The organism is Vibrio iocasae (genome assembly GCF_042245395.1).
Classification (GTDB): domain Bacteria; phylum Pseudomonadota; class Gammaproteobacteria; order Enterobacterales; family Vibrionaceae; genus Vibrio; species Vibrio iocasae.
Genome location: NZ_CP145311.1, coordinates 276321 through 297065 on the forward strand (window position 1 = coordinate 276321; position 20745 = coordinate 297065).

19 protein-coding genes and 1 riboswitch are annotated in these 20745 nt (G+C 42.9%); of the genes, 9 read left to right on the plus strand and 10 right to left on the minus strand.

Annotation, left to right across the window (positions count from 1 at the left end; all coding sequences use genetic code 11):
• Position 1: 1 nt before the first annotated feature.
• The 4 genes from SNR28_RS10875 to SNR28_RS10890 form a co-directional block, all read right to left on the minus strand.
• The gene (locus SNR28_RS10875; RefSeq protein ID WP_375752385.1) at positions 2 to 715 is read right to left on the minus strand and encodes an ABC transporter ATP-binding protein; all 714 of its coding nucleotides are present in this window, start codon (positions 713 to 715) and stop codon (positions 2 to 4) included.
• A 77-nt stretch (positions 716 to 792) separates the two neighbouring features.
• The gene (locus SNR28_RS10880; protein ID WP_375752387.1) at positions 793 to 1464 is read right to left on the minus strand and encodes a DUF2796 domain-containing protein; all 672 of its coding nucleotides are present in this window, start codon (positions 1462 to 1464) and stop codon (positions 793 to 795) included.
• 58 nt (positions 1465 to 1522) lie between these two features.
• Complete coding sequence (locus SNR28_RS10885) at positions 1523 to 1801, minus strand: DUF2607 family protein (protein ID WP_375752389.1); 279 nt, start codon at positions 1799 to 1801, stop codon at positions 1523 to 1525.
• A gap of 147 nt (positions 1802 to 1948) precedes the next feature.
• Complete coding sequence (locus SNR28_RS10890) at positions 1949 to 2500, minus strand: YtfJ family protein (protein WP_375752391.1); 552 nt, start codon at positions 2498 to 2500, stop codon at positions 1949 to 1951.
• 280 nt (positions 2501 to 2780) lie between these two features.
• On the opposite strand from SNR28_RS10890, the gene SNR28_RS10895 reads away from it, so the two are divergent.
• The gene (locus SNR28_RS10895; protein ID WP_375752392.1) at positions 2781 to 2990 is read left to right on the plus strand and encodes a DUF1107 family protein; all 210 of its coding nucleotides are present in this window, start codon (positions 2781 to 2783) and stop codon (positions 2988 to 2990) included.
• On the opposite strand, the gene msrA is transcribed toward SNR28_RS10895, so the two are convergent.
• Positions 2987 to 3622: a peptide-methionine (S)-S-oxide reductase MsrA gene (gene msrA, locus SNR28_RS10900; protein ID WP_375752394.1), complete on the minus strand. Its 636-nt coding sequence runs from the start codon at positions 3620 to 3622 to the stop codon at positions 2987 to 2989. The genes SNR28_RS10895 and msrA overlap by 4 nt on opposite strands.
• A 145-nt stretch (positions 3623 to 3767) precedes the next feature.
• Between msrA and SNR28_RS10905 the strand changes: the two genes are divergently transcribed.
• From SNR28_RS10905 to SNR28_RS10915, 3 genes are all read left to right on the plus strand, one after another.
• The gene (locus SNR28_RS10905) at positions 3768 to 5483 is read left to right on the plus strand and encodes an autotransporter assembly complex family protein (protein WP_375752395.1); all 1716 of its coding nucleotides are present in this window, start codon (positions 3768 to 3770) and stop codon (positions 5481 to 5483) included.
• Positions 5480 to 9244: a translocation/assembly module TamB domain-containing protein gene (locus tag SNR28_RS10910; RefSeq protein WP_375752396.1), complete on the plus strand. Its 3765-nt coding sequence runs from the start codon at positions 5480 to 5482 to the stop codon at positions 9242 to 9244. The genes SNR28_RS10905 and SNR28_RS10910 overlap by 4 nt, the downstream gene beginning before the upstream one ends.
• A 109-nt stretch (positions 9245 to 9353) precedes the next feature.
• Complete coding sequence (locus SNR28_RS10915) at positions 9354 to 9707, plus strand: gamma-glutamylcyclotransferase (protein ID WP_375752397.1); 354 nt, start codon at positions 9354 to 9356, stop codon at positions 9705 to 9707.
• Between the two features lie 47 nt (positions 9708 to 9754).
• On the opposite strand, the gene fbp is transcribed toward SNR28_RS10915, so the two are convergent.
• The gene (fbp, locus tag SNR28_RS10920; RefSeq protein ID WP_375752399.1) at positions 9755 to 10771 is read right to left on the minus strand and encodes a class 1 fructose-bisphosphatase; all 1017 of its coding nucleotides are present in this window, start codon (positions 10769 to 10771) and stop codon (positions 9755 to 9757) included.
• Between the two features lie 253 nt (positions 10772 to 11024).
• On the opposite strand from fbp, the gene mpl reads away from it, so the two are divergent.
• The 5 genes from mpl to thiQ all read left to right on the plus strand — a co-directional run bounded on the left by mpl (position 11025) and on the right by thiQ (position 16519).
• A complete protein-coding gene (mpl, locus tag SNR28_RS10925; protein WP_375752400.1) occupies positions 11025 to 12380 on the plus strand; it encodes a UDP-N-acetylmuramate:L-alanyl-gamma-D-glutamyl-meso-diaminopimelate ligase in 1356 nt (451 codons plus the stop codon).
• On the plus strand, positions 12380 to 13003 hold the full coding sequence (locus SNR28_RS10930) for a flavin prenyltransferase UbiX (protein ID WP_375752401.1): 624 nt from the start codon (positions 12380 to 12382) through the stop codon (positions 13001 to 13003). Before mpl ends, SNR28_RS10930 begins: the two co-directional genes overlap by 1 nt.
• An 84-nt stretch (positions 13004 to 13087) precedes the next feature.
• Positions 13088 to 13192: riboswitch (TPP riboswitch) on the plus strand.
• 79 nt (positions 13193 to 13271) lie between these two features.
• Positions 13272 to 14225, plus strand: a complete 954-nt coding sequence (thiB, locus tag SNR28_RS10935) for a thiamine ABC transporter substrate binding subunit (protein WP_375754070.1) — start codon at positions 13272 to 13274, stop codon at positions 14223 to 14225.
• A gap of 10 nt (positions 14226 to 14235) precedes the next feature.
• Positions 14236 to 15822 carry a thiamine/thiamine pyrophosphate ABC transporter permease ThiP gene (gene thiP, locus SNR28_RS10940; protein ID WP_375752402.1) on the plus strand — a complete coding sequence of 529 codons (1587 nt, stop codon included), beginning with the start codon at positions 14236 to 14238 and terminating at the stop codon, positions 15820 to 15822.
• Positions 15815 to 16519: a thiamine ABC transporter ATP-binding protein gene (thiQ, locus tag SNR28_RS10945; RefSeq protein WP_375752403.1), complete on the plus strand. Its 705-nt coding sequence runs from the start codon at positions 15815 to 15817 to the stop codon at positions 16517 to 16519. The genes thiP and thiQ overlap by 8 nt, the downstream gene beginning before the upstream one ends.
• A 32-nt stretch (positions 16520 to 16551) precedes the next feature.
• On the opposite strand, the gene SNR28_RS10950 is transcribed toward thiQ, so the two are convergent.
• From SNR28_RS10950 to SNR28_RS10965, 4 genes are read right to left on the minus strand one after another with little or no spacing between them, the layout of a single operon-like run.
• The gene (locus tag SNR28_RS10950) at positions 16552 to 17955 is read right to left on the minus strand and encodes a DUF4832 domain-containing protein (protein WP_375752404.1); all 1404 of its coding nucleotides are present in this window, start codon (positions 17953 to 17955) and stop codon (positions 16552 to 16554) included.
• 40 nt (positions 17956 to 17995) lie between these two features.
• On the minus strand, positions 17996 to 18436 hold the full coding sequence (locus SNR28_RS10955; protein ID WP_375752405.1) for a hypothetical protein: 441 nt from the start codon (positions 18434 to 18436) through the stop codon (positions 17996 to 17998).
• The gene (locus tag SNR28_RS10960) at positions 18421 to 19530 is read right to left on the minus strand and encodes a glycosyltransferase family 4 protein (protein WP_375752407.1); all 1110 of its coding nucleotides are present in this window, start codon (positions 19528 to 19530) and stop codon (positions 18421 to 18423) included. The genes SNR28_RS10955 and SNR28_RS10960 overlap by 16 nt, the downstream gene beginning before the upstream one ends.
• A 4-nt stretch (positions 19531 to 19534) precedes the next feature.
• Complete coding sequence (locus SNR28_RS10965) at positions 19535 to 20740, minus strand: glycosyltransferase family 4 protein (protein WP_375752409.1); 1206 nt, start codon at positions 20738 to 20740, stop codon at positions 19535 to 19537.
• Between the last annotated feature and the right edge of the window lie 5 nt (positions 20741 to 20745).

The following is a 20745-nucleotide window of genomic DNA, read 5'->3' on the forward strand; positions in this document are numbered from 1 at the left end:
GTTATACCTCCGCCATGTTATTCAGAGCTTTTTGATTGAGTTCGTTAAGATGTATGCTCCGATCAAACAGAGACTCAAGCGTTGGATCATGGCTTACGAAAACTAAAGTAGAGCCAGCGCTTTCTGCCTCTTCCATCAGTAGTTCAATGAATGCCGTTCTATTATCAAAATCGAGTGCAGAGGTGGGTTCATCTGCAATGAGCAATTCTGGTTTGCCTATCAGAGCTCTAGCAGCTGCTACCCTTTGTTGCTGACCAATGCTTAGTTCAATAACGGGCTTTTCTAACAGGTTGCTTGGTAAGCGAAGGCGATCGAGCAGGTGTTTTGCCGTTTTCTGAATATCTTCGCCTGCCCGTGATTTTCTGGCTGAGGAGAAGTGACAAGGAAGAACGACATTCTCAAGTACTGACAGATAAGGAAGTAGATTAAACTGCTGAAAGATATACCCAACATGGTCTGCGCGAAAGCTATCTCTGTGGTTCTGCTTTAACTTGGCAATGTCTGTTCCCAGAATAGAAACACTACCTTGCTGGGGAGAAAGAATGCCAGTGAGTAACCCTAGAAGGGTGGATTTACCGCTTCCGCTAGGCCCTTTAATAAAAACGTGCTCTTTTTGATTGATGGTGAGTTGATCGAATAATAGAGTTGGGCTCTGTTTTTCATCCCAGCTGAAACTAATATCAGAAAGCGTCACAACCTCTGTTAACTTACTCATGTTACTACCCGCATGACATTGAAGCAGAGGCCGAACGTTCAGCCTCTGCTAGTATTAATAGCAAGAAATCTTCTTACTTAGAACTTGATGACAGTTTTGTTTTTGTTAAGTTCCGCTGCAATCTGTGCGTTGTCTGTCAGCAGGTTTACATCAATCTCTTCTGTAGTCGGGAAGTGCTTAAACCATGTTGTATCGATCTGGTTTAGCTTACTGATGTCATCACATTCAAAGTGATACTCGATAGTAAACTCACCATGAGAGCCATGTTCCTCACCATGGTCATGGCCTTCGTGCTCATCATGGTCATGATCTTTGTGTTCATCGTGATCATGTTTGTCGTGATCGTGGTCCGCATGTTCGTCATGATCGTGCTTATCGTGGTCGTGACCCTCATGTTCATCATGGTCGTGACCTTCGTGTTCGTCGCCCTCAAGAGTATTGCGAACTTCTGCATGCTCAACCTTACAGCCAGCAGCAGCACTTAACAGAATGATATCTGAAGCATTTTTCAGAGCTTTTTCTGCATCTTCGATTTTATGGTGCTGTGCTTCATTTTCAGGCGCGTGTTCAAATCCAACCACATCTGCACCTGGTGCCGTGATTTCAACCAGAAGTTCTTTGCCATCTTGAGCAACATTGAACTCAACGTGACCATGGACGTGTGCACTATGCTGGCGAAACTCTTCTGCTTGTACACCACCCGCAATAACCATGCTTGCCAATAGGGAGTATTTAAATGTTTTGTTCATGTGGAATCCTCGTTCTTATCAATTTAATTAAACTTTGTTTTTGTTGAATGGGTGGGATTCACACCGGAGGAGAACGGGCTTTTTCTACTGGTCTCACCCTTGAGATGAAAATTGAAGAAAATTCGAAGTGCTTCGGTGCGCTCTGAACGGATATTCCCAAAACCGGGACACTTGGTTTTACACCGTGGCTGGTTGCGGAAAACTGTTCGCAGCTATGATGATTATGATGCTCGCTTTCAAAATCAGATAAATGTTCCGCAGAGGCATAACTCAACCATAGCGTTAATGCTAAAGTCAGATAGACGATTCTTCGGAGATGGATGGAGCACCTGCTCATTGATGACAAGCCTAAATGAGATGAATTTTCATAACGAGTTAATGTAATAACATAACAATATGGCTTCAAGTAAAAAATGCAGAATTTTGTTTTAATTTATGACGAGAAGCTCTCCTTACCAGAGAGCTTTCTTATGCTGTGAGTGAACTATAGGTTTGATTTTACTAAACCAAGAACCGTCTGAATTTCACCTTCACTTAACGCACCTTCTTTAACAAAAAGTACTTTCCCTGATTTGTCTAAAACAATGATTGCAGAGCTTTCTTCCGCGAGTTCCCATGCTTTGGCCACACTTCCATCTTCATCCAATACGATTGATGACCAAGGAAACTCTTTTTTGCTGTCTTGTGCTGATGACTTTACAAATGAGCCTGTTCCCCACATGGCATCATCCTGATTGATGATCGATGTTGTCTGGTAGCTATCTTCCGGGAATTTTGCCTCTCCGATAGCGGTCATAAGAGGTGCGTTCAACTTTTTAGAACTTTTTCGTCCGGCAATTGCCTGAATAATACGAACTTTGCCGAGCATTTCATTGTTGTTCCACTCTTGGTAGGCAACGTCATCACCCTTCAGGGTGATTTCGCCATGTTTAGCGACAGTAACATTCGGTAGAGTGCTACCTACAGAGAGATTATGCGCTATGCTCACAAATGGGGCAGTGCACAGCGATAAGGCGATGAGAGACTTTAATTTCATGTAATTTTTTCCATATATATCGGTTCTTTATAGTGAGAGGCCGGTTATTGACGCTGAACCTTTCTCCTCAGCCTTCAAGGTTAGTAGATGTTAATGAATATTTACACTTTAGTGGCGTTAAAATTGCATTTATTCAAGCGAGCGTCATAAAAGTTACGTAGTTATAAGGTAAATTGCGTACGCCCTTGAGGGTAACGCGAACATAAAAACGAAATTGGCTAGTTAGTATTCTCGAGAAGAGAATCAATATAAATAGATAACAAAGGATATATAAATCGTTATGTTACGAGAGTTTTCAACTTACAGGCCTCAGCAAATTGCTAAGTTTGTATTAACGCTTTTTAAAGGCACTTTCTCGATTGAGGGGATTGGTGTTTTTTACTTCGATAAGGGGAAGGTGTTGCTTCCTAACCTAAAAAATCGGCAGATGCTTACCGTAAGAAAGGAAATCAACCAGATGATTGATTCCCTTTCACCGCAGCTTAGTTAACTTAATTCTGGCGGGAAGCAAACGCCTGTCCCGCCTAGGCCGCAATAACCCTCTGGGTTACGTGCAAGATACTGCTGGTGGTAGGTTTCTGCAAAGTAGTACTCACCAGCTTTAGCTATTTCCGTTGTGATTACCCCTTCGTTTTCCTGATTTAGTGCCTTTTGGTATTTCTGTTTGTTGTCTTGGGCTGTCTGCATTTGCTCATCTGAGTAAGTGTAAATCGCAGATCGGTATTGTGTGCCCAAATCATTGCCTTGCCGCATACCTTGAGTTGGGTCGTGTCTTTCCCAAAAATGGCAGAGTAAATCATCTAGCGAAATTGTTTGGGGATCAAAGACAACCCGAACAACTTCAGTATGGCCAGTTTTACCTGTGCATACTTCATCGTAAGTAGGATTTGGAGTGTAGCCGCCGGAGTATCCGACAGAGGTTGAAATAACACCGTCTAACTGCCAAAACAGTCGTTCTGCACCCCAGAAACATCCCATACCCAATAGTATGGCTTCTTGTCCTTCTGCAAGCGGAGCATTTAATATAGTGCTGTTTACATAGTGAGGTTCTGTAACCGGCATTGGTGTTGAGCGACCAGTTAGAGCTTCGTTACGATGAACCAAAGAGGGATTGCTTTTCATAATTCAACTATCCTTTATTTGATGCTTTTCTTTCTCATTATTCATATAGCTTATTATCAATGAGATTTTGAGTATATTACTTTTGTAACAATATGATTTTTGGTAGTTTAACGCGGTTCATTTTGGGTGTGGTGTTTCTGTTACGATGATAAAAAGAACAGTTCCTTTATTAGTTTTGTCTTTGACGTGTATTCAGTCTCTGCAAGCTGCGACCTCATTAGATATTAAAGGGTTGGAAGGGGCGTTGTCTGAAAATGTGAATGCCTATATCTCCGCTATTCCTGAGGGAGACTATTCTACTTCGTTGCGCTTTCGCTCTCAGGTTCAGGACAACATTATCAACGCACTTCAGGCGTTAGGATACTACGAGCCAGAAATCTCATTTGTTGTTTCAGAAGATGAGAAATCGCTGACAGTAAATGTAGACCCGGGAGAGCCGGTAAAGTTAGAAGTTGTCGACATAAAACTAATTGGCGCAGCAGAGGGTGACCCAGAGTTCCAAAAGCTTCTTAAATCAAGCAAGTTAAAGAAAGGTGCCGTACTCAATCACGGTGACTATGAGCTGATAAAGTCTGGCATTCGCAACCTTGCGTTAGCCAGAGGCTACTTTGATGGTGATTTTGCCGAAACAAGATTAGAAGTATCTCCAGAAGTAAAACAGGCCTTCGTGCACCTCTATTACGACAGTGGTGACAGGTATCATTTTGGTGAAACCACAATCGAAGGAAGTCAGATAGATGAAGAACGGGTTAGATCGCTTGCTCCCTATGAATCAGGGGAACCTTATCTCTCCTCTAAAGTCGGCTTGTTTAACCAACGTATGTCTAATACTGACTGGTTTTCTTCGGTATTTGTAAAGCCGGATTTGGAGCATGTCGGCAAGCAGCGTCAACTGCCAATGAGAGTTTCTCTAGCACCGCAATCTAAGAATCAGATAGAGACAGGTTTAGGTTACTCTACGGATGTTGGTGTCCGGGGAACGCTTAAGTGGAAGAAGCCGTGGGTGAACAGACGTGGACACAGTTTTGATTCTAACCTTTCGCTCTCTGACCCAGAACAACTAATTACCTTCGGTTACGAAATACCGTTGGAAGACGTACTTCGTGACTACTATCGAATCGAATATGGTATGAAAAACGAAGAGAACAACGATACGGATAGTTTCGAGTCCAGCCTGTCTTTGGAGAGGCATTGGGTGCTTGATAGTGGCTGGCACAGGACGGCTTCAGTTAGAATTTTGCATGAAGACTTTACCCAGGGTGTTCAAGATGACGATATTGCGATGATTTTACCGGGCATCTCTTTTTCCAGAACGCAGACGAGTGGTGGTTCAATGCCAATGTCCGGCAACAAGCAGACTATTGCTTTTGAAGTGTCGGATAAAAATATTGTATCCAGAGCAAGATTAGCGAGAGTCTTGGGTAGAACCGCATGGATCCGTAGCGCAGGTCAAAATCACAGAGGATTAGCACGGGCTGATTTTAACGCTAACTTTGTTGAAAATATCGAGGATGTTCCACCTTCGATTCGATTCTTTGCCGGTGGTGACAATACCATCAGAGGCTATGACTATGAGTCAATTTCCCCTAAAGATTCAAGCGGTAAGTTGATCGGTGCAAAGTATATGGTAACAACCAGTCTGGAGTACCAATACCGCATTAAAGGTGACTGGTGGGCAGCCACCTTTGTCGATTATGGTGACGCCTGGAGTGAAGATCTTCCTGACGGAAAGATGGGTACTGGTGTCGGTGTTCGTTGGGCATCACCCGTCGGGCCAGTCAGATTGGATTTTGCCTGGGGGCTACAGTCAGATCCCGGAGAAAGGTTCCGTTTCCATTTCACTTTGGGGCCTGAGCTATGATGCGAATAGCCTCAAAATGGCTAAAACGGATTTTGATAAGTGCGCTGGTTTTAGTTTTACTGATATCGCTATTCTTGGCAGGAGCACTATTTACAAATGCTGGATTAAAAGCAGTATTGTGGGGTGCCCAGAAAGCACTTCCCGCTTTTTCGGTTGATAACGAGAAGACTGAAGGTGCCTTATTTCCGAGATTCTCTTTATATGATGTGGGTTTTAAAGATAAGCAGCTGACGGTTGATATGCAGCTTGATTCTTTGACGCTTGCTATCAATCCTCATTGTTTTTTAAAACCTTCCGTTTGTGTTGATGACCTAAAACTCACTGGACTTCAGTTTGAACTGGCAGAGCTCCCACCTTCCGAAAGTGAACCTGAAGAATCTCAGGAGACATCGGCAGAGATAGACCTGCCAATTGCTATCCAGATTAGCAATGTAGAGTTCGATAACATCGCTTTGAATATCTTGGGCCACAAGATTGACTGGAAGCGTTTCTCGACACGTATTTCAATGGAAGGGAGAACCCTGACCATCGCTCCAACTCAATTGCACAATATTAACGTTGAGTTAGCAAAAACTGAGAGCAACGAGAAGAGCGAGAAAGTAGACAACTCAAAGCCCTCATCAGAACCTATAACATTGCCGGAAGTGGATATTCCACTGGAAATCGATTTACAGCAATTTGAGTTGAAGGATTTTACGCTTAAGGGTGACTCACCTGTTGTTGTGAACTCTTTAATTCTGGAGGCACACGCTGATCACTATGATGTGGATGTACAGAAGCTTGAGCTGGATGTTCCTCAGGCAGACCTTAAGCTAAACACGAAAGTCAGCCTTAGAGATGATTATCCGTTGGAATTGTCTGCAAAAGCAGATGTAAAACAAACCGATCTGAAAGGGCAAAAGCTTTTGCTATCCGCAGATGGAAGCGTAGGTGAACTGAATCTCAAGGCGACACTGTCAGAGGTTATTGAAGCATCGATTGAAGGTAAGCTTGAGCCTCTTGATCCTAAGTTACCGTTTGATATCGCTTTAGGTAATGGGTACGTGAAATGGCCTTTTACTGGTTCGCCTGAGTATTTTGTCGATGTTGATGCCTTGCAAGCAAACGGTTCGTTAGATGGATACAAACTGCTTCTGGACACCAAAGTTGAAGGAGAGGCGATACCAGACCTTGAGCTGAAGCTGGCAGGAAAGGGCGATCTCAGCCAGGTTGAGCTGGAAAGTATGACTCTTAATACGCTCGGTGGTGAAGTTGTTGGACAGGTTATGGCTAACTGGGAAGCCCCAATCAATTGGCAGGCGACACTAGGTTTGTCTGATATACAGCCGGGACTGCAATGGGAAGAAGCTGAAGGGAGTATTAGCGGCTCTTTGGTCACTTCAGGTAATTTGACTGAAAGTGGTGGTTGGCATGTACTTGTTCCTGAGCTTGATATTCAGGGAAACATTAGAGATTACCCATTAGAGCTCGAAGGGGATGTCGAAGCTTTAGACCAAAACGGAAAAGGTGATATTCAGGTTAATACTAATGGCCTGACTGTCCGGCATGGACCAAATGGAATCTATCTCTCAGGCAATATTGATAAGTCATTAAATCTGGATACCAAAATTGATTTTCCTGATATCGCAAAGTCTGTTCCGGACTTAAAAGGTAGCTTATCGGGAGTGATTAATCTTCGGGGAGAGTTAACTGAGCCCAAATTGGAAACTGAGCTAACTGCACACCACATCGCTTATCAGGATATTGCCAAGATTGATGATGTCAGCCTGGTAGGTGATTTATCTCCATTACCTGTGCCTGAAGGTCAAATTAGTCTCTCTGTCGTGAATATAGAAGCTCAGGATAAGGTCATCGATTCTCTGGATATATCTTTCGCTGGTACTCAGGAAAAACATGGCCTGAGTGTTTCTATGCTTTCTGAGATGATGAACCTGAGTTTACATATTGCTGGTGGCCTGGAAGAAAAACCATCTATGAAATGGGTTGGAAGTTTGGACAAAGCTGACTTCTCAACGGAGCAAGGGCCCTGGAGTCTGGACCATCCTGTCGCGCTTAGCTTCTTACTCAAAGAGCAGATTGCGAAAATTCAAGCTCACTGTTGGAGTCAGGCAAATTCAAGTGTTTGTCTGACTAAAGACATTACTGCAGGAAAATCAGGTGAAGCTGAAGTTGCGATTAAGAACTTCGACTTTGAACAGGTTGATATGTTTTTGCCAAAGGAAACGGAGTTACATGGTGCCGTAGACGTGTTCAGTAGCGCAAAATGGTCTCCTGATACAGATCCGGAAGCAAAGGTTCAGGTTAGTCTGTCAAACGGTAAGGTTGTTCAACATGATGAGCAAAATGTTGAGTTGGGCTGGGACAAAATTACAGCTAATGCGCTTCTAAAGAATAACAAATTAAGTCTGGATTGGTTGTTCGATCTTACCGACAACGGCGTGATCTCAGGTGATGCATTAATTCCAGATGTTAAGGCTAAAGAGCAAACTCTGGATGCGAACCTTGTCATCCAGAAAGTTACCATGGAGATGATTGAACCCTTGTTAGGCGAATATAGCCAGCTCGATGCTCAGGTTGACTCAAATCTGAGTATTTCTGGACCTATTCTGCATCCAGCTATAAAAGGTGAGCTTTCTTTGCATGATATTGTCGTTCTTGGCGAAATTACTCCCATTGATGTACAGAAAGGGCGAGTCAACTTAACGTTCAGTGGCTATGAAGCCTTGCTGGATGCTGATATTGAAAGCGCAGATGGCTTGCTTACTATTGATGGTGATGCTGGTTGGAAGGATATGGCGGCCTGGCATACAAACATCAAAGTCCACTCGGATGAGCTGAATGTTGATTTACCACCAATGGTGAAAGTGCGGGTTAAGCCAGAGATGACCATATCAGTTACACCAACGTTAGCCCGGATTGATGGTGATATTTATCTCCCTTGGGGACGTATAAGTGTTGAGGAGCTGCCTCCTAGTGCGGTGAGTGTTTCTTCTGATCAGGTCATTTTAGATAAAAATCTGAAGCCCGTTAAGGAAAGTACTCAATTACCTATGGCGTTAGAAACCGACGTAAATATTCATATTGGGGACGAGTTCAAGCTATCTGCGTTTGGCCTTAAAGGTGGATTGAAGGGGCAACTGAATGTTAGTGAAAAAGACAAAGGACCATTTATTGTTGGTGAGATTAACGTAAAGAATGGTACCTATCGCTCTTTTGGACAGGATTTGATCATCAAAGAAGGCAAAATTCTGATGAATGGGCCTGCGGACTTGCCTTACTTGCAAGTTAATGCGATCAGAAACCCTGACAATACCACAGATGATGTCACGGCTGGTATCAAGGTTACTGGTCCTGCTAGTGAGCCGATAATCGAGATCTACTCGACCCCTGCGATGCCACAGCAAAATGCACTGTCTTATTTGCTCAGAGGCCAGGATATTGATGGGGAGTCAGGTGGTAATGCCATGACTACTGCGCTAATAGGACTAAGCCTTGCGAAAAGCGGGCAAGTCGTAGGAGAGATCGGTGAGGCATTTGGTGTTAGTGATTTACAGTTGGATACAGCAGGCTCCGGTGATGATTCTCAGGTGACAGTAAGTGGTTACATACTTCCAGGGCTTCAGGTTAAGTATGGTGTTGGTATCTTTGATTCGTTTGGTGAGTTTACAGTTCGATATCGCTTAATGACCGACCTTTATGTTGAAGCTGTGTCTGGAATGGATAGTGCGGTTGATCTTCTGTATCAATTTGAGTTCGATTAATCTTTGAATAGCTTCCAGTTTGTGATTAAAAAATAGACATTGTCGGGTTGGGGTGCTATCTACAATAACAAGCCTGTAGGGAAATAGGACTATTCGTATCGGAGGAAGTATGCAGCATCTGGTCTTTGTTTATGGAACACTTCGTAAGGGGGAGTGTAATCATCACTTACTGGAACGCAGTGAATATCTTGGCATGTATGAAACTGAACCCAACTTTCAGCTGTTTGACCTAGGGCAATATCCGGGCTTAACAGAAGGTGGCCACAGTATTATTGGTGAAATTTACCGTGTAGATAACGAGACGCTTGCGCAGTTGGATATACTGGAAGATATTCCTATTGAATATCGTAGAGAAAGTATTGAAACGCAGTTTGGACAAGCATGGATATATATCTATCAACAGTCTGCGACACCGGAGCAGGTGATTGAATCAGGGAATTGGCTAAATCGACTTCCACAATAATAAAAGGCACCATCTCGGTGCCTTTTGGGTAACTATGGTCGAAAGAATTACTCTTCGTCTGGGTGTCGCTCCAGGAACTCTTCAACCTTTTGAACCATCTTCTTAGAGCCGACAAAGAAGGGTACACGCTGGTGTAGCTCGGTTGGTTTCAATTCCATAATTCTTCTTACACCATCGGAAGCGACACCACCAGCTTGCTCAATCAGGAATGCCATAGGGTTGCATTCGTATAACAGGCGAAGCTTGCCGTTAGGGTGACTTTCTGTGCTTGGGTAGAGGTATATACCACCCTTAAGAAGGTTTCGGTGGAAGTCTGCAACCAGAGAACCGATATAACGCGATGTATATGGACGGTTATCTGCCGGTACATTTTCCTGGCAGTACTTAATGTATTTTTTTACACCCATAGGGAAACGAATGTAGTTCCCTTCGTTTATTGAGTAGATCTTGCCGTCTTCCGGGATCATCATGTTTTCATGTGACAGACAGAACGAACCAATCGATGGGTCATAAGTAAAGCCATGCACACCGAACCCTGTTGTGTACACCAACATGGTTGATGAACCGTAAATTACGTACCCAGCCGCGACTTGTTTTTCGCCTGGCTGAAGGAAATCTTCTTCTGTTGGAGGGGTGCCAACAGGAGAAACACGTCTGTATATGGAGAAGATGGTACCAACTGAAACATTAACGTCGATATTTGAAGAACCATCTAGTGGATCCATTAGTACGACATATTTTGCGTTTTTGTTGAGCTCCTTGTTAAACGCAACAGCTTCATCTTCTTCTTCACTGGCAACACCACAAACTTGATCTCGGGCTTCCAAAGCAGCTTTAAACTTGTCGTTAGCGTATACGTCCAGTTTTTGCTGTTCTTCACCCTGAATGTTCTCGCCACCAACTGCTCCAGTGATATCCGCAAGTCCGGCCTTGTTGATTTCACGGTTTACAATCTTTGCAGCAAGTCGAATAGAAGCTAATAATGATGATAATTCACCGCTTGCGTGCGGGAATTCACTTTGTTTCTCTACAATAAATTCGCCGAGGGTGCGAAATTCAGACATCTTATATCCTTAACATTTTCTGATTTAGGTAGGAATTCGTTACAATAGAAAAAACAGGAAAGAATAGTTATTAGAGTGTTTTTTGATGTAACCCTTTCAATTGTATGGGATACGATTTTTTACGAGTAACGAAGTAATTCATTAACATTCAAATATTTTTACAAGATGATCACTTTTTTTGAAGCAACGAGTCATAGTATTGCGTATTTTAAGTGATCTTGGTCACTCTAATGGGCATAAGCAGGAAAATTTAATGCATATTCATATCTTAGGTATTTGCGGCACTTTTATGGGTGGCGCAGCGATTCTAGCGCGTCAGCTGGGACATAAAGTGACCGGTTCCGATCTTAATGTTTATCCCCCAATGAGTACTTTGTTGGAGTCTCAGGGTATTGAAATTATCGCTGGGTTTGACACTTCCCAGCTTGAGCCCAAACCAGATCTAGTTGTTATCGGCAATGCAATGAGCCGGGGCAATCCATGTGTTGAGTACGTATTGAACAACAACCTTAAATACACTTCGGGACCGCAGTGGTTGCAAGAATTTTTGCTCCATGATCGTTGGGTTCTGGCGGTATCAGGTACCCATGGGAAAACGACGACTGCAAGTATGCTTTCATGGGTATTGGAAGATTGCGGATACGCACCGGGCTTTTTGGTTGGTGGCGTGTTGGGTAACTTTGGTGTATCGGCTCGCCTTGGCGATAGTATGTTTTTTGTTGTAGAGGCGGATGAGTACGACAGTGCCTTCTTTGATAAGCGTTCTAAGTTTGTCCACTACCACCCAAGGACTTTGGTGATGAACAACCTTGAGTTCGACCACGCAGACATTTTTGATGATCTTGCTGCAATTAAAAAACAGTTTCACCACTTGGTAAGAACTGTTCCCGGTAATGGTCGGATTTTTGCTCCTAAGTCGGAAACCGCGCTTCAGGAAGTGCTAGATATGGGGTGCTGGAGTGAACTTGAGTTCTCTGGCCCAGAGCAGGATTGGGATACGAAAAAGATTCAGAAAGATGGCAGTCATTTCGAAGTGTACTTTAAAGGAGAGCTAGTTGGACAGGTTCAGTGGAACCTGGTTGGCGATCACAATGTAAGCAACGCTTTAATGGCAATAGCCGCAGCAAGACACGTCGGTGTTACACCTGACTTAGCCTGTGAAGCTTTGGGTAAGTTTATCAACACTAAACGCAGATTAGAGCTAAAAGGTGAGGTTAACGAGGTTGCTGTTTACGACGATTTTGCTCACCATCCCACAGCGATTGATCTCACTCTAGGTGGGTTACGTAATAAGGTTGAAGATAAGAAAATCATTGCCGTCCTTGAACCAAGATCAGCGACTATGAAGATGGGTGTTCACAAGGAGACATTAGCAAACTCTCTGGTGAAAGCAGACTCTGTATACCTATACCAACCAGACAACATAAAATGGGATGTCAAAGAGGTTGCCGGACATTGTTCACAACCTTCATACGTGAGTGACGATATCAATGTATTGGTTGAGAAAATTGTCGAAGAATCAAAGCCGGGTGACCAGATTTTGGTTATGAGTAATGGTGGATTTGAAGGTATTCACGGTAAGTTGCTAGGCAAGCTTAAGGAAAAATAATGAGCCACCATGATAAGTCCATTACCCTTGCATTTACTGGTGCATCTGGCGCTCCATACGGGCTTCGCTTACTCGAATGTCTTATCAAAGCTGAGTATAAGGTATTTCTGTTAGTTTCTTCTGCTGCTCGTGTTGTGCTTGCAACAGAGCATGACCTTAAGTTGCCAGCAAGTCCTGACAAAATGAAACAGACTTTGGTCGATTATCTAGGTTGTGAACCTGACTTATTGCAGGTATGTGGTAAAGAGGACTGGTTTTCACCCGTCGCATCCGGTAGTGCTGCACCTAAACAAATGGTTGTATGTCCATGTTCAACCGGAAGTGTTGCGGCAATTGCGCATGGTATGTCGGACAACCTGATTGAGCGCGCTGCTGACGTTGTTATGAAGGAACGCGGGCAATTGCTTCTGGTAGTAAGAGAGACCCCATTTTCTACCTTGCATCTGGAAAACATGCATAAGCTATCCCAGATGGGGGTCACTATCATGCCAGCAGCCCCTGGTTTTTATCACCAGCCAGAATCTATTGAAGACTTAGTGGACTTTATGGTCGCGAGAATTCTGGATCATCTAAACATCGAGCAAGGATTAGTGCCTAGATGGGGATATGACCAAAGGTTGTAAACATTTGGTGACATCACTCTCTGGTGGATTGATTGAAATCAGATTACAATTCGAAACTCTTATGTGTTGCTATCAACACATAAGTTGTACTCAACGGGGTGCTAAGCGAAATATATAAGTGAGGCTGAGAAAATTACCCGTAGACCTGAACCAGATAATACTGGCGTAGGAATTGAGCATGAATCCTATCAAGTTTTCCGCTTTATCCTGTGCCGCTCATAAAGGAGAGCGCTCGGTGAAATACACTATTTCTGCTTTGGCTTTAGCCATGTCATTTTCAGCTTTAGCGGCTGACAACACACTTACCGTTTATACATATGACTCGTTTGCGGCTGATTGGGGCCCAGGGCCAAAAATCGAAAAAGCATTCGAAGATAAGTGTGGATGCAACCTAGAGTTTGTCGCTTTGGATGATGGTGTATCAATACTCAACCGCCTTCGCCTTGAAGGTTCGAGCAGCAAAGCAGATATCATTCTTGGACTCGACACCAATTTGATGGCAGAAGCAAAGAAGAGTGGTTTGCTGACTGAGCATATCGTCGATACCAAAGTAGTAAACCTACCAAACGGTTGGGCTGATACAACATTTGTACCATTCGATTACGGTTACTTTGCCTTTATCTACAACAAAGAAAAACTTCAAAATCCGCCAACAAGTTTGAAAGAGCTGGTGGAAGAGCGAGATGATCTTACGGTTATCTACCAGGACCCTCGTACGTCAACACCAGGACAAGGTTTGATGTTATGGATGAAGTCTGTTTATGGTGACGATGTTAAACAGGCCTGGAAGCAACTAGACAAAAAGAAAGTGACGGTTACAAAAGGTTGGTCTGAAGCTTACTCAATGTTCCTTGAGGGAGAGTCTGATTTGGTTCTGTCTTATACCACTTCTCCTGCGTATCACATGATTGCAGAGGGTGATAACAAATATGCGTCAGCGAATTTTTCTGAAGGCCATTATATGCAGGTAGAAGTTGCTGCTAAGGTGAAAGGCTCAAAAAATGAAGCGCTGGCCGACCAGTTTATGAGCTTTATTCTGAGTGAAGAGTTCCAGTCTGTTATTCCTACCGGAAACTGGATGTACCCAGTAACCAATGTTGCTCAGCCTGAAGGTTTTGAATCATTAAACGTACCAGTTAAATCTTTAGAATTTGCGCCTGAAAAAGTGGCTGAAAACCGTAAAGCATGGATTCGTGAGTGGCAGACTGCTGCGGTAGAGTAGAAATAACAAGATGCAGAAAGCACCTAAAACGGGCCTGATTGTTGGTCTTATCATTCTGGCTTTTGTGTTTTCTGCATTGTCGGCTCTTATCACCTATGCTCCATCATTAAATCTGAGTCAGATTTTTTCTGACTCTTATTACCGACATGTCACCCGTTTTAGCTTCTATCAGGCCACGCTTTCTACTTTACTGAGCGTGTTGTTTGCCATTCCTGTTGCTCATGCTATTTTTCGACGAAATTTCCCCGGTAAGAACATGCTGCTCAGGCTGTTTGCATCTACCTTGGTTCTTCCAGTGTTAGTAGGGGTGTTTGGCATTGTCGCTATCTACGGAAATAGCGGACTATTAGCTGATTGGTTTCAGTGGTTTGATGCCAAGCTGCCTTTTTCTATTTATGGTCTGGGGGGCATTTTACTTGCGCATGTGTTCTTTAATCTCCCTTATGCGGCCCGATTATTTATCCAGTCTTTGGAGAGTATTCCACTAGAGCAACATAAGCTTTGCGCGCACTTAGGGATGAGTCACTGGGACAAGTTTAAATGGGTTGAATGGCCAAGAATAAAGCAGCAGCTACCACAGGTTTGTGGGTTGGTGTTTATGCTTTGCTTTACCAGTTTTGCCACCGTAATGGCGCTTGGTGGAGGACCTGTATCAACCACAATTGAAGTCGCGATTTATCAGGCGATAAAATTTGATTTCGACCTGCAAGCAGGAGCCATACTCGCTATCTGGCAAATGCTGATATGTACCATTCTGTATTTGATGGTGCATCGCTTGTCGAAAACAGAGAAAGTATCCTCAAGTTACAGAAACAATCGTGCATTGATGATTAGGGATCATTGGAAGTCCAGAGTATGGGACTGGTTCTGGATTGGGATGTCGATGTTATTGGTGCTTCCGCCAATGTTGATGGTTGTACTTAGCGGGATGAACCAAAAGTTAGTTGTGGTGTTTTCTGATTTTAGGTTTTGGGACGCACTAAGAAATTCAGTCACCATTGCTGGTTTATCCAGCACCATTGCTCTGATGGCGGGGATAGCGCTACTTTTAACAAGTCGTGCCTGGCGGAGTAATGGGAAGGGTAGGTTATCGGACAGACTTGAGTTTGTCGGCATGATTATTCTTGTGACTCCTGGGCTAGTTATCAGCTCAGGTGTATTTTTGTTGCTGAGGGATATAGGAAATGTGTTCAGTTATGCAATCTATATCGTCATTGCAGTTAACAGCCTGATGGCGTTGCCTTATGTGATTAAAACCCTTGCTCAACCTATGTTGCATATTTCTCAACAATATCAAGTGCTTTGTTCGAGCCTCGGCATGAGTGGGTGGCAACGATTATGGTTGGTCGAAGGCAAAGCGCTTAGAAAGCCTTTGTCTCATGCTTTTGCTCTGGGCTTTATGGTCTCAATCGGTGATATCAGTGCAATTGCTCTGTTTGGCAGTCAGGATTTTCGTACGCTTCCACTTTACCTATATCAGCTAATGGGAAGTTATCAGATGGAAGCGGCTGCTGTTGTTTCCTTATGTCTTCTTGGCTTAAGCCTAGGATCATTCACGCTGATTGAAAAACTGTTTCGGAGAGCTTCTGATGCTTAAAATTAAAGATGTGCAATACCGATATCATCAGTCGACTTTTCACTTTGATACGATTGTTCGGCCTGGCTCTATTACAGCCATCATGGGGCCTAGCGGTGCAGGGAAGTCTACTTTGTTGGCTTTAATTGCTGGTTTTATTACTCCGTTGAATGGTGAGATATCTGTGAATGGGGAAAGCATATTAGCTCTGGAACCGTATGAGAGACCATTTTCTATGTTGTTTCAGGAGCACAATCTGTTTAGTCACTTGACGGTGCGAGAGAACATTAGCCTGGGCTTACATCCTGGGCTCAGGCTGAGTGAAGCTCAAAAATTGCAAGTAGAGCAGGCAGCGGAACAGGTTGGAATCAAAGAGCTTCTAGATAGGTTGCCCGAACAGTTATCCGGAGGGCAAAAACAGCGCATAGCCTTAGCTCGATGTTTTGTTCAACCACATCCTATCTGGCTGCTTGATGAGCCGTTTTCTGCTTTGGATCCGGTTCTTCGCTCCGAGATGCTGGCATTGGTAAAAGTTTTGGCTAAAGAACGTGGAATTACTGTGTTGATGGTAACTCATCATATTAGTGATACGAGAGCAATCGCTAGTGACTATCTGTTTATCGATGATTACAAACTGCAGTTGAATGAGCCAGTAGAGAAACTAGGCATTCAGCACCCTCATCAGGGGCTTCAGGCATTTGTTAAGGCGGCAGAGTAAAAGGCTATAAGCCCTTTACTCTTCGTCATTTTCTAGTGAATAGTAATTTCTGATATTTGATACCAGCCATCAGCTTCCTGACCAAAGTTGGCCAGCTGTATTACAGCATCTCCAAATCTGTTTAACATTGCGACCTGAATTTTATATTCACCAGTCGCTAAGGACTTGGGAACGTACATACTGGTATTCAGTTTATGGCTTCCAGGTAACCACTTGGTGATATCTTGAGTTAATTTCTGGAAGACAACAGTATCTCCCTGATCATCTACAATACGATATGTCAGTATGTATGGGTGATAAACAGGTGCAACTCCTTCGTTTAACCAGTTGGTTCTAATGTTAAAAGTGGTCCCTGCATGAACAGAGCTTGGGTGCGTCATAGATTCAACCCTGAAGCGATAGCCCATCTTTTCTAGGGCATCGTCCAGCAAGTCTCTATATTTAGCTGGTATCTTACTGGATTTTAAATTGATTGAACTTGTATGTTGTTCAAGCGCCCAGTCAAGGGAGCGCTTTACCTCTTCCCGGGTATAGTTATTAGTTGTATCCCAAACTTGCATGTCATAGCAGATTTCCATAGAAATCGGGGCTGTTTTCCATGCGTCAGGGAAGTCAGGGTTTTGTTGTGTCGCAAGATTTATACGGTATGGGTAATCATGATCCATATGACTCCAGGTTTCGGAGAAATTTCTCCAGTCACCCCAGCAGTCAGCTCGCCAACCCGCTCCTTTAGATGTTGCATATGAGAGTGCCTCATATCCACTGATTAACATGATCTTAGGTGTTTCGGGGAACGCTTTGAAATGCAAATCGACATATTCATTTTGTACTTCATCACTGTATGCTTGCTCTATGTTTTCTATAGAAGAAAAATTGCTTTGATGCCACTCTCCCCAGGAACCGACCATACCAATGTCTACATAAGCGATATTAGGGTTACCATCATATCTTTCTCCAAATATATTTAATAGTTTTTCTACATAATATAAATAGGTTTTATCAGATATATCTGGAACAAATGTTTTTTTATTATTTACCCAATCACCTTTTATTCCTTTATTTATTAACCAGTCTGGGATCTTGCTTCCACTCCATGGTTCGTCTTGCGTCATAAATCTAAATGCTACCTGAACCGGCCAGTCTTTATCTTCGATTTCTTTTATTTTCGCATCAATTAACTCGAAGTTATATTGCCCTTCTTCTGGCTCTACATCGTTCCAATAAAAACGAACGTAATTTATTCCACCTTCCGGGTACTCTTCGTTTGTATGGGTTGAACCGAATCCACTGTGAAACTCTTCTATACCAATGCCCGGATTTACTATAACACCAGAAAACGGCACTGGATGTACCGTGGTTAACTCTTGTGCACTTATAAAGCCAGAGACTAACATTAATGAAAGAGGTATTTTATTTAATTTAAATTTTTTATTCATGATAATTCCCTTCTGAACAATGAAGGTATATTACATGATATTAAATTATTTTTTCTTTAAACCAATCCCATAAACCGAGAGAGTAATTATCAAAAATGTCGACCCCTGCGGCAGATTTAATTAAATACGTTATTATAAATAAACCGACAGTGAGAGAACCAAGAGATATTATCGTCAATAAAATAAAAAATATTATGGATATAATAGAGTTTTTATATTGATGCCGGTAATCTTTTCCGAACAACAAAACATAATAATACCTTTTATTAAAAATCGATATTGTATTTCTTATATCAACTTTATGTGTTCTTGATACTGCTAATGAAAGCACCGCTTCATCAATATGCTTTTTTTGCTCTGCCGTCAGACTATCTGCGACCTGTTCATCCAGTGCTGAGTTAAACCGGCCCAGATAGTAGCTTCCGGCTTTGGAAGCTACTCTGCTGGAGTTGTGCTTAGGTGCGGTTAGTTTTTCAGACATTTTTTATAAACCTGAATTGTCTGAGTTGCTATTTTTTCCCAGTCATAGCGCTGAAGAAATGAAGAATAGTCTGCTTCAAGAATGTCTACTCTCTTGCAAAGCTTCTCTGATAACTCATCTACATTACCTGTTTGATAATAAATATCAGAGTCCAAACCAATTTCACTGTTTGCCGGAATATCGCTGACAACGCAAGGAAGAGAGTAGGAGAGAGCCTCAAGCAACGATATTGGCAGCCCTTCATGATAAGAGCTCATTGCATACAATCGGGCCTGAGAGAAAACCGCTTGTAACTCGTCTCCTGACAAGAAGCCTGTCATGACAACCCCTTTGGTTTTTTGGGCCATCGCTTTAAGTTTTTGGCTGTACTCTGTTTCGTGGTCGGCATCGCCAGCGATAACAAGTGGGTACTCAATTCCACTTTTCTCATAAGCTTTAATGAGGTCATGGAAGCCCTTCTCTTCAACTAAGCGGCCAACGGCAACAATGTACTTCTTGCTTTCCAGATTAAACTTCATCATTGCATTATCAATAACTGACTGTTGAAGCTTTTTGGGCTCAAGAACGCCGTTGTATATTAAATTTGCATCGTGTCGGTTATACATTCTTTTAATTGAAGAGTTTATAACGTCTGAAATAACAATGACTTCAGTGGCGTATTTTACCGCAAACTTTTCACCGAGCTTTAGGATTGTTTTCGCCGCTTTTCCCCATTTTTGGCGGTCATAATCGGGACCATGATGAGTGAAAACAACTTTTTTACCCAGCAGGCGAAGTAGTGGTACAACCAAACCTGGCCCGATAGCATGGACATGCACTATCTGAGAACCATCAAACAGAGTCTTAAAGGAAGCTAGTGTGGAGTGGATGATAGCTTCCAGTGATTTTTTCTTTGGAGCCCAGACTGTCTTAGTCTTCACTCCTTTGTACACCGATTCGTCATACTCAACATAAGGAGAACGCGCGATTACGGTAATATCACTTTCTGATTGTTTTTTAATTTCTGGATATAAGTTCTGGCAGTGAGTTTCTACACCACCAAGAACATCAGGAATACCTCGGGTACCCAGTACAGTGATTTGCTTGTTTTTCATTGTGTTATTCCTCAAGCAACTTTTTGTATAGCTCAATAAGGGCTTCTTTGTGCTTGGTTAGAGAGTACTTTTGGAGGAAGCGGTTTCTGGCATTTTTGCCCATCTCATAGGAAGCGTTTTCTGTAGAAGCCATAAGATCCAATTTCTCAGCAAGATCTGCAGGATTTGCTGCCTCAAATAGGTATCCGTCTACTCCGTCTCTGATTTGTTCTGGTATGCCACCAATTCGTGAACCGATAACAGGTTTGCTGTAAGAGAGAGCCTCAAGTACAGACATAGAGCAGTTTTCACTCCACTCGGAAGGAACAACCACAGCCTTTGCACCTTTAATTAGGTTGATTAGCGCTTCACCACTCTGAAAGCCATAAAGCTGGGCATTCGGGTAGTTTTCTTTGATCTCATCAAACAAAGGGCCAGCTCCGACAATTTTTAGCTCCGCAGGCTGTGTCATGAGCTTATGAGCTTTTGCGAGTGTATGGACACCTTTTACATCGGAAAGACGACCAAGGTACAAGAAGTAACCTTCATCAGTAATGCCTTCGCTGGAAACGTCTTCTTCAACACCGTTAACAATGACTTCAATTCTGGCATTCGTGAGCTTTTGCTTGATGAGATTCCCCAGGAATGCACTAGGAGCGACAATGGCATCCAGATAGGAGTAGTTTTTAGTAAATTGCTGAAAGAGCGCTTCAGCAGTCAGAAGGGCACTTTTAGCCAGAGACCCTTCCTGACAACGGTATTTTGTCGCATTCAGGAACGAACCATGCAGACACTTTTCACATGTTTGCCCATCTCTGTACATGGTGTAGTTAGGGCAAACGATTTTTGAGTCATGAGCCGTTAGTACGGTTTTACAACCAAACTTCTTGGCCACTTTGATGACAGATGGCGTCAGCTGGTGATAGATGTTATGAAAATGCACAATGTCAGGTTTTTCTTGCTCTAAAAGAGCCTGCATCTTCTTACATGCTTCGCTGTTGTGGATAAAGTTAATTGCCGTTTTCAGAGCGGATAACTTCGAGCTATCTGTATGATAGTCGACGTTTTCCACAAAGAAACCTGCATAATCAGAGGCGAAATTTTTTTCGTGTGCCATAGAAAATTCAATGGTCTCGAAGCCTGCTGACTTCAGCATCTCCTTTTCCTGAAAATAAACTGTCTCTGCTCCTCCTTTCATGAAGAAGAACTTGTTTACCTGAAGTATTTTCATTGTCA

Bases quoted from the DNA above. Each gene is read 5' to 3' on its own strand.
- thiP (WP_375752402.1), top strand. From the start codon at position 14,236: ATGCAGAAAGCACCTAAAACGGGCCTGATTGTTGGTCTTATCATTCTG.
- SNR28_RS10885 (WP_375752389.1), bottom strand. From the start codon at position 1,801: ATGAGCAGGTGCTCCATCCATCTCCGAAGAATCGTCTATCTGACTTTA.
- msrA (WP_375752394.1), bottom strand. From the start codon at position 3,622: ATGAAAAGCAATCCCTCTTTGGTTCATCGTAACGAAGCTCTAACTGGT.
- SNR28_RS10965 (WP_375752409.1), bottom strand. From the start codon at position 20,740: ATGAAAATACTTCAGGTAAACAAGTTCTTCTTCATGAAAGGAGGAGCA.
- SNR28_RS10910 (WP_375752396.1), top strand. From the start codon at position 5,480: ATGATGCGAATAGCCTCAAAATGGCTAAAACGGATTTTGATAAGTGCG.
- SNR28_RS10960 (WP_375752407.1), bottom strand. From the start codon at position 19,530: ATGAAAAACAAGCAAATCACTGTACTGGGTACCCGAGGTATTCCTGAT.
- thiB (WP_375754070.1), top strand. From the start codon at position 13,272: ATGTCATTTTCAGCTTTAGCGGCTGACAACACACTTACCGTTTATACA.
- SNR28_RS10950 (WP_375752404.1), bottom strand. From the start codon at position 17,955: ATGAATAAAAAATTTAAATTAAATAAAATACCTCTTTCATTAATGTTA.
- fbp (WP_375752399.1), bottom strand. From the start codon at position 10,771: ATGTCTGAATTTCGCACCCTCGGCGAATTTATTGTAGAGAAACAAAGT.
- SNR28_RS10915 (WP_375752397.1), top strand. From the start codon at position 9,354: ATGCAGCATCTGGTCTTTGTTTATGGAACACTTCGTAAGGGGGAGTGT.
- thiQ (WP_375752403.1), top strand. From the start codon at position 15,815: ATGCTTAAAATTAAAGATGTGCAATACCGATATCATCAGTCGACTTTT.
- SNR28_RS10955 (WP_375752405.1), bottom strand. From the start codon at position 18,436: ATGTCTGAAAAACTAACCGCACCTAAGCACAACTCCAGCAGAGTAGCT.
- SNR28_RS10875 (WP_375752385.1), bottom strand. From the start codon at position 715: ATGAGTAAGTTAACAGAGGTTGTGACGCTTTCTGATATTAGTTTCAGC.
- mpl (WP_375752400.1), top strand. From the start codon at position 11,025: ATGCATATTCATATCTTAGGTATTTGCGGCACTTTTATGGGTGGCGCA.
- SNR28_RS10890 (WP_375752391.1), bottom strand. From the start codon at position 2,500: ATGAAATTAAAGTCTCTCATCGCCTTATCGCTGTGCACTGCCCCATTT.
- SNR28_RS10905 (WP_375752395.1), top strand. From the start codon at position 3,768: ATGATAAAAAGAACAGTTCCTTTATTAGTTTTGTCTTTGACGTGTATT.
- SNR28_RS10895 (WP_375752392.1), top strand. From the start codon at position 2,781: ATGTTACGAGAGTTTTCAACTTACAGGCCTCAGCAAATTGCTAAGTTT.
- SNR28_RS10930 (WP_375752401.1), top strand. From the start codon at position 12,380: ATGAGCCACCATGATAAGTCCATTACCCTTGCATTTACTGGTGCATCT.
- SNR28_RS10880 (WP_375752387.1), bottom strand. From the start codon at position 1,464: ATGAACAAAACATTTAAATACTCCCTATTGGCAAGCATGGTTATTGCG.